Annotated in this window: 13 protein-coding genes; 5 read left to right on the top strand and 8 right to left on the bottom strand. The window is 69.4% G+C overall.

What is annotated here, in order from left to right:
- Window positions 1-248: 248 nt before the first annotated feature.
- Window positions 249-1,034: an IclR family transcriptional regulator gene (locus tag ABD264_RS09105; RefSeq protein ID WP_344205626.1), complete on the bottom strand. Its 786-nt coding sequence runs from the start codon at window positions 1,032-1,034 to the stop codon at window positions 249-251.
- Between the two features lie 284 nt (window positions 1,035-1,318).
- Between ABD264_RS09105 and hutG the strand changes: the two genes are divergently transcribed.
- Window positions 1,319-2,347, top strand: a complete 1,029-nt coding sequence (gene hutG, locus ABD264_RS09100; protein ID WP_344205624.1) for a formimidoylglutamase — start codon at window positions 1,319-1,321, stop codon at window positions 2,345-2,347.
- Window positions 2,340-3,857 carry an amino acid permease gene (locus ABD264_RS09095; protein ID WP_344205622.1) on the top strand — a complete coding sequence of 506 codons (1,518 nt, stop codon included), beginning with the start codon at window positions 2,340-2,342 and terminating at the stop codon, window positions 3,855-3,857. The genes hutG and ABD264_RS09095 overlap by 8 nt, the downstream gene beginning before the upstream one ends.
- Window positions 3,858-3,913: 56 nt before the next feature.
- On the opposite strand, the gene ABD264_RS09090 is transcribed toward ABD264_RS09095, so the two are convergent.
- Window positions 3,914-4,765 carry a TetR/AcrR family transcriptional regulator gene (locus tag ABD264_RS09090; RefSeq protein WP_344205620.1) on the bottom strand — a complete coding sequence of 284 codons (852 nt, stop codon included), beginning with the start codon at window positions 4,763-4,765 and terminating at the stop codon, window positions 3,914-3,916.
- Between the two features lie 92 nt (window positions 4,766-4,857).
- Between ABD264_RS09090 and ABD264_RS09085 the strand changes: the two genes are divergently transcribed.
- The gene (locus ABD264_RS09085; protein WP_344205618.1) at window positions 4,858-6,615 is read left to right on the top strand and encodes an oleate hydratase; all 1,758 of its coding nucleotides are present in this window, start codon (window positions 4,858-4,860) and stop codon (window positions 6,613-6,615) included.
- A 253-nt stretch (window positions 6,616-6,868) separates the two neighbouring features.
- On the opposite strand, the gene ABD264_RS09080 is transcribed toward ABD264_RS09085, so the two are convergent.
- On the bottom strand, window positions 6,869-7,291 hold the full coding sequence (locus tag ABD264_RS09080; RefSeq protein WP_344205616.1) for a MarR family winged helix-turn-helix transcriptional regulator: 423 nt from the start codon (window positions 7,289-7,291) through the stop codon (window positions 6,869-6,871).
- Window positions 7,292-7,501: 210 nt separating this feature from the next.
- On the opposite strand from ABD264_RS09080, the gene ABD264_RS09075 reads away from it, so the two are divergent.
- Window positions 7,502-8,767: an SLC5/6 family protein gene (locus ABD264_RS09075; protein ID WP_260983398.1), complete on the top strand. Its 1,266-nt coding sequence runs from the start codon at window positions 7,502-7,504 to the stop codon at window positions 8,765-8,767.
- Window positions 8,768-8,926: 159 nt separating this feature from the next.
- Here ABD264_RS09075 and ABD264_RS09070 read toward each other — a convergent pair whose 3' ends face one another.
- On the bottom strand, window positions 8,927-10,042 hold the full coding sequence (locus ABD264_RS09070) for a dioxygenase family protein (RefSeq protein ID WP_303106326.1): 1,116 nt from the start codon (window positions 10,040-10,042) through the stop codon (window positions 8,927-8,929).
- Between the two features lie 137 nt (window positions 10,043-10,179).
- On the opposite strand from ABD264_RS09070, the gene ABD264_RS09065 reads away from it, so the two are divergent.
- A complete protein-coding gene (locus ABD264_RS09065) occupies window positions 10,180-10,938 on the top strand; it encodes an SDR family oxidoreductase (RefSeq protein WP_303106327.1) in 759 nt (252 codons plus the stop codon).
- A gap of 30 nt (window positions 10,939-10,968) precedes the next feature.
- Here ABD264_RS09065 and ABD264_RS09060 read toward each other — a convergent pair whose 3' ends face one another.
- The 4 genes from ABD264_RS09060 to ABD264_RS09050 form a co-directional block, all read right to left on the bottom strand.
- Entirely contained in the window at window positions 10,969-11,226 is a 258-nt protein-coding gene (locus ABD264_RS09060) for a type II toxin-antitoxin system RelE family toxin (RefSeq protein WP_344205636.1), read from the bottom strand.
- Window positions 11,219-11,326 (bottom strand): hypothetical protein, encoded by a 108-nt coding sequence (locus ABD264_RS12475; RefSeq protein ID WP_425554314.1) that lies wholly within the window; start codon window positions 11,324-11,326, stop codon window positions 11,219-11,221. The genes ABD264_RS09060 and ABD264_RS12475 overlap by 8 nt, the downstream gene beginning before the upstream one ends.
- 218 nt (window positions 11,327-11,544) lie before the next feature.
- Window positions 11,545-12,399, bottom strand: coding sequence for a substrate-binding domain-containing protein (locus ABD264_RS09055; protein WP_344205612.1), 855 nt, complete (start codon window positions 12,397-12,399; stop codon window positions 11,545-11,547).
- A gap of 51 nt (window positions 12,400-12,450) precedes the next feature.
- The gene (locus tag ABD264_RS09050; protein WP_344205609.1) at window positions 12,451-12,597 is read right to left on the bottom strand and encodes a LacI family DNA-binding transcriptional regulator; all 147 of its coding nucleotides are present in this window, start codon (window positions 12,595-12,597) and stop codon (window positions 12,451-12,453) included.
- Between the last annotated feature and the right edge of the window lie 126 nt (window positions 12,598-12,723).

Below are 12,723 nucleotides of genomic sequence, written 5' to 3'. Positions count from 1 at the left end.
TGTTGCCCAGGAACTCAACGGGCGACCACGCAAAACGCTGGACTGGAAGAACCCAGCCCAGCGTCTGCGTGATCTACTAATCACTGACTAAACAACCAGGTGTTGCGAGGACCCCTGGAACCTGCCCACCTCGATGTAGGGGGGCGTGCCGTTGTGCACGCGGGTATGAGTGCAGGGGCCTGGGCATGGCGCTGCGGGCGCGGGCCATTCCGCATCGGGTGGGTGCCCCATCCGGGATTCCCGGACCGTCAGCCCCCGCCCCCCGGCACCGCCCCGTGCAACCGTCGCGTCAGCGCCTCCGCCGTCCGCCGCACGTGCCCCACCAATTCGGTCCGCCGTGCCTCGTCCGTGTGGTGCCCCAGGAACGTCAGCGCGACCCCCGCCACCGGCAGCCCCCGGTGGTCGTGCGCCGCCACCGCCACGGACGCGAAGTTCGGCGTCACGTCCCCCTCCTCAACGGCCCAGCCGCGCTCACGGGTCCGCTCCAGTTCGGCGCGCAGTTGACCCGGCGTCGTGATCGCCGTGCTCTCCCAGCGTGACGCGAACGAGCCCCGGTCCGGGTACAGCGCCCGCACTTGAGCCGCAGGCAGGCCCGCGAGCATCGACCGCCCACTCGCCGTGAGGTGCGCCGGGATGCGCACCCCCACGTTCGTCACCAGCGACGGCTTGTACGGCGCCCGCTCCTCCACCACGTAGACCACGTCCCGCCCGTGCATCACCGCCAGGTGCGCGTTCTCGCCCACCGCGTCCACGAGCGCCCGCAGCAGCGGCTCGCCCAGCCGCGCCATCGGGTCCTGCCGCGTGTACGCCGAGGACAACTCGAACGCCGCGATCCCCAGCCCGTACAGCCGCTCCTCGGGCAGGTGCACCACGAACCCCTGCTCCGTCATCACCGCCAGCAGGTGGTACACGCTGGAGCGCGGCAGTTCCAGCGCCGTCGCAATCGACGACGCCGCCACCGGCCCCTTCCGCGACGCGAGGAACCTCAGGATCCGCAACGTGTTCTGCGCCGCGGGGACTTTCGCTCCGGTCATCGCGTTTCCTTCGGTCGGTGATGGTGTTCGACGACGCCGCACGGTCACCCTGCGTGCACCCCGGCCGTCTCCACCGTGCCGCGCCCCACCCCGAAGAGCTGGTGAGCGGCGTCGTCGACGTCGTGTGTCGTACGATCTGCGTGTCTGGAATACCAGACGATATCTGGTGTCGGGATGCCCCGCGATCCCCGGTGATGGGCTTGTGTGGAGCAGAAGGTAATTCAGATCACACACGAGTACCGCGAGGCGGCCCGGGGAGGCGGCACTGCGGGGGAGGACGCTGCATGACGACCACCCGGATCACACCGCCGAACCCCGAGGTGTGGAGCGGCAGGACGGACGGGGACACCCCCGAGCACCTGCGCTGGCACCAGAGGGTGCGCCCCGCAAGGAGCGACCAGGGCGGCGCCAGTGCGGAGGCGCCCGCCGTCGAACTCGTTGGCTTCTCCTGCGACGAGGGTGTGCGCCGCAACAAGGGCCGCGTGGGTGCCTCCGAGGGGCCCGGCGCCCTGCGCGCCGCTCTCGCCCCGCTCGCCCTCCATGCCGATGTCGGCATCCACGACGCCGGCACCGTGGTGGTCCCGGACCGTGACCTGGAGGGCGGCCAGGACACCCTGGGCAACGAGGTCGCAAAGCTCCTGGACACAGGCAATCCCGTGGTGGTCCTGGGCGGCGGGCACGACACCGCGTGGGGCAGCTACCTGGGCCGCATCCGCAGCGACCGTCTGCGGGGCCAGCGGGTGGGCGTGCTGAACCTGGATGCCCACTTCGACCTCCGCCAGGCGGACGAGCCCTCATCCGGCACCCCGTTCCTGCAGATGGAACAGGCGGACCAGGCGGCCGGCCGCGAGTTCGACTACACCGTGCTGGGCATCAGCGAGCCCAACAACACCGGGATCCTGTTCCGCACGGCGGAGGAGCTGGGCGTCGAGTTCCTCACGGACGAGCAGTGCCAGCCCCGCCACCTCGACGCCGTCCTGGAGGTCGTGGACCGCCTCGTCGAGCGTGTGGACGCAATCCACCTGAGCATCGACCTGGACGTCCTCCCCGCTTCCGTGGCTCCCGGTGTGAGCGCCCCGGCGGGATACGGTGTCCCCGTGGAGACCATCCAGGCCGTGTGCCACCGGGTGGCCCGCAGCGGCAAGCTTGTGCTGGTGGACGTCGTGGAGCTGCTGCCCCGCCTGGACGTGGACGGCCGCACCGCCCGCACCGCCGCGCGCCTGATCACCACCCTGGCGCACGACGTCCTGAGCACGACACCCACCCCACCGACCGGCCGCGCCGGGAACACCACAGGAGAGCGCCATGAGTAGTCCCGCGTCCCCATCGCCCGCACCGCAGAGCCCGGCTCCACAGGCGTCTGCGCACGAGAACCACACCCTGTCCCGCGGTCTGAGCATGCGCCACATCCAGTTCATCGCGCTGGGCTCGGCGATCGGCACGGGGCTGTTCTACGGCTCGGCGACCGCCATCCAGATGGCTGGTCCCGCCGTGATCGTGGCCTACGTGCTCGCGGGTGCGGCGGTGTACATGGTCATGCGCGCCCTGGGTGAGATGGCCGTGCGCCACCCCGTGCCCGGCTCCTTCGGTCAGTACGCCGCCCGCTACCTGGGCCCGTTCGCGGGTTTTGTGACGGGCTGGACGTTCGTGTTCGAGATGATAGTGGTGGCCATCGCGGACGTCACCGCGTTCGGCGTCTACATGGGCTTCTGGTTCCCGGACACGCCCCGCTGGATCTGGGTGGCCGCGGTGATCATGTTCATCGCCGCGATCAACACCCGCAACGTGAAGATCTTCGGTGAGCTCGAGTTCTGGCTGACCATCGTCAAGGTGGGTGCCATCCTCGCGATGATCGCCGGCGGCATCGCGCTGATGGTCATCGGCGTCTCGTTCGCCCCGGGGGAGACCGTGAGCCCGCAGAACCTCGTGGACCACGGCGGGTTCATGCCCAACGGCGTGGGCGGTCTGCTGGCCGCGCTGTCCGTGGTGGTCTTCGCGTTCGGCGGCATCGAGACCATCGGCATCACCGCCGGTGAGGCGGGCGATCCCGCGCGCTCCATCCCCAAGGCCGTCAACGCCGTGCCCGCGCGCATCATGCTGTTCTACGTGGGCACCATGGTGGTCATCATGTCCCTGGTCCCGTGGAACCAGATCACCGGGGACGCCAGCCCGTTCGTGCAGATCTTTTCCGCCCTCGGCATCCCCGCCGCCCCCGCGATCCTCAACGTGGTGGTGATCGTGGCGGCGATCTCCGCGATCAACGCGGACACCTTCGGTGCCGGGCGCATGCTCTTCGGCCTCGCCGAGCAGGGTCAGGCCCCCCAGGCGTTCACCAAGGTCTCGCGCAACGGCGTGCCCTGGCTGACCGTGGTGGTCATGGGTGTGGCACTGGGCATCGGCGCGGTGCTCAACGCGGTGATCCCGGAGAACGTGTTCCTGGTGATCGCCTCGATCGCCACGTTTGCCACCGTGTGGGTGTGGCTCATGATCCTCTTCTCGCACATCGCCATGCGCCGCGAGATCGAGAAGAAGGGCCGCCCGGAGTCCGCGTTCAAGGTGCCGCTGTGGCCCGTGGCCTCGTGGCTGGCCACCGCCGCTATCCTCTTCGTGATCGTGCTCCTCGGCTGGTTCCCTGACACCCGGGTAGCGCTGATCGTGGGAGCCGTGTGGCTCGTGCTGCTCGGCGTGGGCTATGTCCTGTTCGNTGCTCCGGCGCGGAGCCCCGGCCCGCGGTTCGCCCGCGTGCAGTGGCTCCGTCGTGCGTGGGGCAGTCGTCTCCCGCGCCGGGGTGGCGGCGGGGGCACCATCTGGGGCGCGTTCTGACCGTCGGAAGGCGTGTCCGGACGTCAGATCGCGCCTCAGCTGTCAGGGGCCGGGCGTCAGACTGCGCGGTGGGTGGCGCCGACACCCGCCGCCACGAGCGTGACGATCTCGCGCATCCTGCCCATGAGCAGCCGCATCTCCCCGCGCCCCTGGCGTGCGCGGTTGAGTTCCGCCAGCCCGCTCGTGACGATCATCCGCGCGCCCACGTCCAGCGCAGTGTCGCGGTGAGCGCGATCGGGCGAGGCGGCAAGGTCGTTCCTGCCGGGTGCCGCGCTCGCGGGCGACGGCGCCGCCGTCCCGGGTGCCGCGGCGTCGTGGGCTCGGGACGAGCACGTGCCCAAGAGGTGGGCGATGTGCGCCTCGAGCTTCTCGACGAGCCCCAGCACCTCACGGCGGTGGGGGAGGTCCTCCCCGAAGAGGATCTCGCGGGCGATCCACACGGTGGTCTCGGGCCAGTGGACGGCCATGTCGAAGATCGGGTCGAGAGAGTTCATGATGGCGTCCACCACCTCGGCGGGGGACCTCTGGCCGGGCGCCGACGTGGCGAGCAGTGCATCGTTGACGTGCTCCGCCCAGATGCTCTCGGTGACCATCATCAGCAGCTCCGCCTTGGTGGCCGCGTACTGGAACACGGTGCCCGCCGCCACGTCCGCGAGGGACGCGACCTCGCTCATGGACATCTGCGCGTAGCCCTTCTCACCCATGACCGTGCGCGCGGCGGTGAGGATCCGCGCCCGCTTCTCCGCCTTGGCGATCGCCCGTCGGCCGGCCGGCGCCTTGGTTGCCGCACTTCCCGCGCTCGCCGCGCGGGCTGCGTCCGGTGCGCTTCCCACCCTCGCCGCGTCCGCTGCGGGGTGGGGCCGACGTCGCGTGTGCGTCCAGGAGGAGGACCTCTCGATTTTTTCCACGCAATTATTGTATTCCACTCAAAATTGAGTACGCTCAATTATGAGCGCACAGGGCACCAGACGGGCGCCCCGCGCCACCGAGGAGGAACGACATGAAGATGACTGCAGGAAACTACGAGGCGTTCATGCGGCCCCGCCCGGCCGCCCACGCCGAGGACACCCGTGCGTGGATCGTTGGCTCCGGACTCGCTGGCCTCTCGGCCGCGGTGTTCCTGGTGCGCGACGCCGGCGTTCCCGGTACGAACATCACGGTGGTCGAGAAGGGCCACCTGGCCGGCGGTGCCCTGGATGGGTTGGACGTCCCCGAGAAGGGCTTCGTCATCCGCGGCGGCCGCGAGCTCGAGAACCACATGGAGTGCCTGTGGGACATGATGCGCTCCGTGCCGTCCCTGGAGATCGAGGGCGCGTCCGTGCTGGACGAGTTCGCGTGGCTCAACCTGGACGACCCCAACTACTCCCTGCGCCGCGCCACGGTGAAGCGCGGGCAGGACGCCGGGCACGAGGGGAAGTTCGACCTCCCGCAGCGCGCCCAGAAGGACCTGCTGCACGTCTTCCTGGCCACCCGTGAGGAGATGGAGGGCAAGCGCATCCAGGACGTGATGAGCAAGGAGTTCCTGGCCTCCCCGTTCTGGATGTACTGGCGCACCATGTTCGCGTTCGAGGAGTGGCACTCCGCGCTGGAGTTCAAGCTCTACCTGCACCGCTTCGTGCACCACATCGGCGGTCTGCCGGACTTCTCCGCGCTGAAGTTCTCCAAGTACAACCAGTACGAGTCCTTTGTGCTGCCCCTGATCAAGTACCTGACGGAGAAGGGTGTGACGTTCCAGTACGACACGGACGTCCGCGACATCGACTTCTCCCACCGCAACGGCGAGATCCGTGCCACCGCGATCCACTGGACGCGCGAGGGCGCCGAGGAGACCCAGGAGCTCGGTGAGCACGACCTCGTGTTCACCACCATCGGCTCCCTGGTGGACAACTCGAACGACGGCGACCACGCCACCCCCGCGAAGCTGGACCGCGGACCCGCCTCCGCGTGGGACCTGTGGAAGCGCATTGCCGCCAAGGACCCCTCGTTCGGGCGTCCCGAGGTGTTCTGCTCCTCGATCGACGAGACCAAGTGGGAGTCCGCCACGGTCACCACGCTGGACAGCCGGATCCCCGAGTACATCCGCAAGATCGCGCAGCGGGACCCGTTCAGCGGCCGCGTGGTCACCGGCGGTATCGTCACGGCGGAGGACTCCTCCTGGTTGCTGAGCTGGACGGTCAACCGCCAGCCGCACTTCAAGAAGCAGCCCGAGGACCAGATCGTGGTGTGGGTCTACTCGCTGTTCGTGGACACTCCCGGCGACTTCGTGAAGAAGACCATGTCCGAGTGCACGGGTGAGGAGATCACCCAGGAGTGGCTCTACCACATGGGCGTTCCCGTGGAGGAGATCCCGGAGCTCGCGGCCACCGGCGCCAAGACCGTGCCCGTGATGATGCCGTACGTGACGAGCTTCTTCATGCCCCGTCACGCCGGCGACCGCCCCCAGGTGGTTCCGGAGGGCGCTCAGAACTTCGCGTTCCTCGGCCAGTTCGCCGAGACCGGGCGGGACTGCATCTTCACCACCGAGTACTCGGTGCGCACCGCCATGGAGGCCGTCTACCAGCTCATGGGCGTGGAGCGCGGCGTCCCCGAAACCTGGGGCAGCACCTACGACGTGCGCGTCCTGCTCGACGCCCTGACCCGGTTGCGCGACGGCGAGAAGGTGCGGGTCCCCGGGCCCGAGCCCATCCGCCGCCGGCTCCGCAAGCGCATCGAACAGGGCGAGGTGGGAGAGCTGCTGGAGGAGTACGGCGTGCTCTGAGCCGCCGGCCCTGAGCCGCTGATCCTGATCGGTCGGTCCTGGATGGCACGGTCGGGTGCTCACCGTGGCGCCGGTGAGCAGCGGCCCGCGGGCACAGTCAGCCGCGGGCACAGTCGCCGGCAGCTGGTAGCTGACGACGCCGCCTGGAGCGGGGCGGTCCTGACGGGCCGCCCCGCTTCGCCGTGCCCAAGATGCTTGGGGGCAGTGCCACGGCGCACCCGACCGCGGGGCGTGGTCCGGGGTGGAGCGAGGCTCAGAGCACTCGGCAGAGCTGCTGCGCCAGGCGCTGCAGGGTCATGCGCTCCTCGGTGCTCATGTCCAGGGAGTCCAGGAGACCCGTGTAGATGTGCGCGGCCTCCTTCTCCAGCCCCCGGCTCTTGGGGGTCAGGGAGATCACTACGGAGCGCTCGTCCGTGGCCGAGCGGGCACGGGAGACGAATCCGCCGTTCTCCATGCGCCGCAGCAGGGGCGAGAGGGTGCCGCTGTCCAGCATGAGGGCCTCGCCCAGCTGGTTGACCGTGCGGTGGTCCGTCTCCCACAGGGCCAGCAGCACCAGGTACTGGGGGTAGGTCAGGCCCAGCTGCTTCAGGGGTTCCCGATACGCACTCGTCACCTTGCGGGAGGCGGAGTACAGCGCGAAGCACAGTTGCGTGTCCAAGCGGAGGTCGGGAGACATGAGCCCATGCTACGGGACGGCGCACCACCCCTCCGGGGATGCCCCGGTGAGGTGGGAAACGGCGTCGTCGTCCTCCCATTGTTGAACAACGGGTGGGCTTCGCGTATATCTATCGCCCGGGTCACACAACGGCCCGTTCCCCACCCCACGGAGACCACAGTGCCGGAGACCCCCGGAAGCACCGCAGCCATCCCATCCCACGAGGCCCCGGTGAGAGGTGGTCAGCCCGGTGGCGAACCCGCCGCGCACATGGTGGACCGGCGCTTCGAGACCAACTGGGCCATCTCACTCTTCGGCACCGCGGTGGGTGCGGGCGTGCTGTTCCTGCCCATCAACGCCGGGCTGGGCGGACTGTGGCCGCTGCTGGTGGTGACCGTGCTGATCGGGCCCATGACGTACCTTTCCCACCGGGCGCTGTCCCGGTTCGTGTGCGCCTCCCCGGTGCCCGGCGAGGACATCACCGGCGTGGCCCGCAAGGCCTTCGGCGAGGGTCTGGGCCGCGTGATCACCGTGGTGTACTTCCTGGCCATCTACCCGATCGTGCTGATCTACGGCGTGGGCATCACCAACACCGTGGACAGCCTCCTGGTCAACCAGTTCCACCTGGCGTCCCCGCCGCGCTGGCTGCTCTCCGGGCTGCTCGTGGGGCTGCTCATGCTGGTCATGTTCACCGGCCAGCGCATCATGCTGATGGTCACCCAGTGGCTCGTCTACCCGCTGATCCTGATCCTCCTGGGCGTCACGCTGTTCCTCATCCCCAGCTGGGACCTCAGCGTGTTCCAGGGGGTGCCCGCGCCCGGGGAGTTCCTGATGTCCGTGTGGCTGGTCATCCCAGTGCTCGTCTTCGCGTTCAACCACTCCCCGGCCATCTCCCAGTTCTCGGTGGCCATGAAGCACGAGTACGGCTCCCGTGCGAGCGAGCGCGCCTCGGTGGTGCTCAAGCGCAGCACCCTGCTGCTGGTGGTCTTCACCATGGGCTTCGTGTGGTCCTGCGTGCTTGCCCTGGGCCCCCACGGGCTGCAGGCCGCCAAGGACCAGAACCTGCCCGTGCTCTCCTACCTGGCCAACGAGCACGGCAGCCCGTTCATCGCCTACCTCGGCCCGGCCGTGGCGCTCGCGGCGATCGCCTCTTCGTTCTTCGGCCACTACATGGGTGCGGCGGAGGGTGCCACCGGCATCGTGCGCTCCATGGTGGACCGGGACGGCACGAAGATCAGCGACAAGGCACTGCGGACGGCCGTGGCCGTGTTCATCTTCGTGACCACGTGGTTCGTGGCGATCGCCAACCCCAGCATCCTCTCGCTCATCGAGTCCCTGGCCGGACCCGTGATCGCCGTGATCCTCTACCTCATGCCCATGTACGCCATCCGCAGGCTCCCCGCGCTGGAGCCGTACCGCGGGAAGATCTCCAACGTGTTCGTCACCGTGGCCGGCATCGTGGCCGTGAGCGGGATCGTCTACGGGCTGCTGCCCTGAGTCCCCACCCCGGCAGGCTCCCACGCCCGGGCGGCGACGCCTGACCCGCGGACGACGCCGCTCCACCCGGCTCCGCGCCCCGGCGCACGGGTGCCGGGGAGCCGGCGGTGCGGCGGCGTCGTCCGCGGCGGGACCTGCGGGATCACTCGTTCGACGGAATCACTGGCCCGGGGCGCCGCCGGGACCGCCCGCGCCGCCCGGTGCTGCGGCGGCCGTGGGCTCGGTGCTCGTGTCGACGGGGACGTCGATCGTCACCGTGTACCCCTTGGCCACGCTGCCCGAGACCTTCGGCATCTGCATGTCCACCCCGTCCGAGAAGACGTTGTCCGTCTCCAGGGTGATCTGGGACATGTTCGTGGCGGAGTCCGGGTAGCGGGAGTCCTTGTAGACCGTGTTGGCCATCTCCTCCGGCAGCGCGATCTGCGAGGTCAGCACCGCGTTGGTGGCGTCCGTGATCGAGCCGATGTCCGGGAAGACCTCGAAGTGGATGTGCGGCCAGCGGCCCGCGTAGCAGCCCGGGACGATCGACGTGAAGGTGACTTTGCCGTCGTCACCCACCACCTGGACGCCGCGCAGGTACGTCTCGTCCTCCACGCCCTCCGAGTACATGGAGTAGTTGCCGTCCGGGTCGCAGTGCCACACGTACACGGCCGCGCCCGTCATGGGGCCGTTGTCCTTGACCATGTCCACGATGTTCATCGTCAGGGTCATGGCTACGCCGTCCACCGCGGCGCCGCCGTCGATGCTCGCGGTGATGTTGCTGCGCTCCACCCCGGAGACGTCCAGCGCGTCTGCACCGTTGGAGCCGTCACCGGGGTAGGGCCCAGCGGTCTCCTGCGGCATCTCCTCGTCGTAGGTCTTGGAGGGCGATGGCGTGACGCTCGCGGTCTCGGACGCCGATGCCGTCGCGGAGGCGGAGCCGGACGAGCCCGACGTCGTGGTGCCCGTGCACGCCGCCAGTGCGAAGACGCTCGCGCCGGCCCCGAAGATGCCGAGCGCGCGGCGGCGGTCGATCAGCGTTCCGAGGTCGAAAGCGAGGCCCTGGTCCTCGACGTCCTCCTCCGGGCGGTCCAGAGGGCGCCCCTCGAAGGTGGGCTGCTCGTGGGTGGTGCCGGCCTGCTGCCCGGTACCTTGCTGGTCGGAGCGCGCGGAGTCCGCGGGCGACGTCGTGCCCTGCGCTCCCGGGGCGGCGTCCCCTGTGTCGTTGCGCACCCGCGGCGCCTCGGACGCGGCCGGGTAGGTGCGGATGCTGCGGCGGGGGAAGATCGGGGTCATGGAGGGTCTCCTCATCGACAGGTGGTGGTCCTGGTTTCGTGCTGCCCACGACGCTACGAACCGAGGCTTTGTCGGGTGTGGGGCGGTGCTGTGCCGGGGCTGTGAGGGCGTAAGAGACAGTGGCTACGCTGGGGTCCATGAAGATCGCAGTGCTGGGAGCAAGTGGAAACTTCGGGACGAACGTGGCGGACGTCATCGAGCAGAGGGGTCACATAGTGGTACGCGCGAGCCGCAGCACCGGCGTGGACGCGGTGGCGGGCAAGGGGCTGGCCCGGGCGTTCGAGGGTGCTGACGCCGTGGTGGACGCGCTGCACATCAACACGTTCGGGGCGCGGAAGTCCGTCCCGTTCTTCACCGCGGCCGCCGGCAACGTCACGTCCGCCGCGCACGAGCAGGGCGTGTCCCGGATCGTGTGCCTGTCCATCGCCGGTGCCGCGGATCCCCGCGTGAACGGCGGGTTCGGCTACTACAAGGGCAAGGCCGCGCAGGAGAGCATCTACCAGCAGGCCCCGGTGCCCTCCACCACGGTGCGCTCCACCCAGTGGTTCGACCTCGTCCCCGCCACCGTGGGCATGGTCTCCAAGGGGTCCGTGGCTTTGGCGCCCACCATGCTCATGGCGCCGGCCCTGCGCGAGGAGGTCGCGGACTTCGTCGCCGACGTCGTAACCGCACCCGGGCAGGCGCGGCACGAGATCCGCGCGATCCGCGGCCCGGAGGCGGACACCATCGCGAACTTTGCACGCCGCATCCTCGCGGCCGGCGGGGACCTGGGCGGTCAGCGACCCCGCACGGTCAAGGAGGCGCCGTACCTCGGCCGTGGGATCGCGAACGGCGGGCTCATCCCGCAGGACGCGTTCGTCACGAGCACGCGGTTCGAGGAGTGGCTTGCGGGGTAGGGCTGCCGGGAGAGTGCGGCGGGGAGGATCTCACCCGCGGCAGACACTTGATCGGCGCTGGACGTCAATGACGTAGATGGTCACGATCTCATCGTGGATCTCGCAAATGACGCGGTAGTTGCCCACACGGTATCGCCAGAGCCCCGCGAGGTTTCCGGTGAGTCCCTTGCCGCCTGCTCGCGGGTCGTCCAGGGAAACCACGTCACGGAGATATGCCGTGATTTGCCTGGCGACCTGTCGGTCGAGTTTTTTCAACGCTCGCAGGGACGTTCCAGAGAACTCAATCACCCAGGTCAAGGATCTTCTCTACCTCGGCAAGGGTGTAGGTGCGTTCCCGCCCAGCTCGGACGTTCTGGGAGGTCTCGAGGATCTCGTATTCCTGTACCAGCTGGTTGATGTGGGTCCCTACTGCTTCACGAAGGTAGTAGGACTTGGAGCGCCCGGTTCGGCCGCCAGCCGTTCGAGCTTCGCCGCCGTCTCGTCGGACAGTTTGACTGATGTCGCGGTGGTCATGATGGTTTTCCTCTCCTGCTGGGAGCAAGAGGACTACTTGTAGTCAACTGTAGATTCGGGGTCGGTCATACCCCGTGTCGGCAGCCGGACGGGTCAGCGGACGAGGGGCGGGCCGCTGCTGGCGCGTTCGTGCAGGCGGGTGGGCAGGACCACGTGGCGGGGGTCTACGCCGTCGACCATCTCCAGCAGGAGGCCGGCGGCCGCGCGTCCCTTCTCGCTGAACGGCTGGGCCACGGTGGTCAGACCCACTTCCGCGGCCCGGGCGACGTCGTCGTAGCCCGTCACGGTCAGGTGGTGCGGAACCTCGATGCTGCGCTCCCGCGCCCAGCGCAGCACCCCGAGCGCGTAGGTGTCCGCGATGCAGGCGATCGCGGTGACCCGCGGGTGCTGTGACCAGAGCGCGGCGGCCGCCCGGGCGCCGTCGTCCTCACTGACCCGCCACCGCTCCTCCACCGTGACGGTGCGGCCGAGGCCCTCCTCCAGTCCGCGGATCCGCCAGCGGGGGATGTCGTAGACGCTAAGGCGGCGCCGTGCCCCGCCGACCCGGCCGTCGTAGGGCCGGGTGGACAGGCGCGAGGTGATGACGCCCACGTGGCGGTGGCCGAGGTCGCGCAGGTGCTCGCCCACGGCGCGCATTCCGGCGACCTCGTCAAGGCCCACCCATCCCAGGCCGGGGACGGGGCCCGGCTGGTCCACCACCACAGCGGGTGCACCGCGGCGCTCGAGCAGGTCCAGGGTGGCGTTGCGCGAGGGCAGGGAGTGCAGGATCACCCCGTCCACGGCGGCACGGTCCAGTTCCGCCAGCCGGTCCCGGTCCGGGGTGCCCGTGGGCAGCAGGACCAGGTGGTTGCTGCGGGCCATGAGCTCCCGGCCCACCCCGGCGAGGAAGCCCGAGGAGGCGGGGTCGGAGAAGGCGAACTCGAGGTCGTCCGTGAACACCACCCCCACGCCTCCTGTCCGGCGGCGGCGCAGGCTGCGGGCCACGGGGTCCGGTCCCACTTAACCGAGGGAGGTTGCGACGTCGAGGATGCGGTTGCGCACCGCGGGTGAGAGCTTCTCCGGGCGGTTGTAGGCGTTGGAGATGCTCGAGACGGAAACCCCGGCGGCGCGGGCCACCTCCGACATGGTGATCCTGGAACGGTGCATGGCTCCATCCTTTGGTAAATCGTTTGACCACGCCACTTGGCCGGAACGGTGCTGCGGCGTGGATCCGGTGGCCGGGTGCTCAGCAGACTGGGGAACGACAGCGGAAGCACACCGAGTCCCACGAGG

It is taken from the genome of Kocuria salsicia, from assembly GCF_039532055.1.
Lineage (GTDB): Bacteria > Actinomycetota > Actinomycetes > Actinomycetales > Micrococcaceae > Kocuria > Kocuria salsicia.
Note: the sequence above shows the minus strand (reverse complement) of the source record. Positions and strands in the feature narration are given on the sequence as shown.

What these genes read in the sequence shown, in the direction of transcription:
- ABD264_RS09105 (WP_344205626.1), bottom strand. Translation starts at nt 1,034, where the DNA reads ATGACCGGAGCGAAAGTCCCCGCGGCGCAGAACACGTTGCGGATCCTG.
- hutG (WP_344205624.1), top strand. Translation starts at nt 1,319, where the DNA reads ATGACGACCACCCGGATCACACCGCCGAACCCCGAGGTGTGGAGCGGC.
- ABD264_RS09085 (WP_344205618.1), top strand. Translation starts at nt 4,858, where the DNA reads ATGAAGATGACTGCAGGAAACTACGAGGCGTTCATGCGGCCCCGCCCG.
- ABD264_RS09080 (WP_344205616.1), bottom strand. Translation starts at nt 7,291, where the DNA reads ATGTCTCCCGACCTCCGCTTGGACACGCAACTGTGCTTCGCGCTGTAC.
- ABD264_RS09070 (WP_303106326.1), bottom strand. Translation starts at nt 10,042, where the DNA reads ATGACCCCGATCTTCCCCCGCCGCAGCATCCGCACCTACCCGGCCGCG.
- ABD264_RS09065 (WP_303106327.1), top strand. Translation starts at nt 10,180, where the DNA reads ATGAAGATCGCAGTGCTGGGAGCAAGTGGAAACTTCGGGACGAACGTG.
- ABD264_RS09050 (WP_344205609.1), bottom strand. Translation starts at nt 12,597, where the DNA reads ATGCACCGTTCCAGGATCACCATGTCGGAGGTGGCCCGCGCCGCCGGG.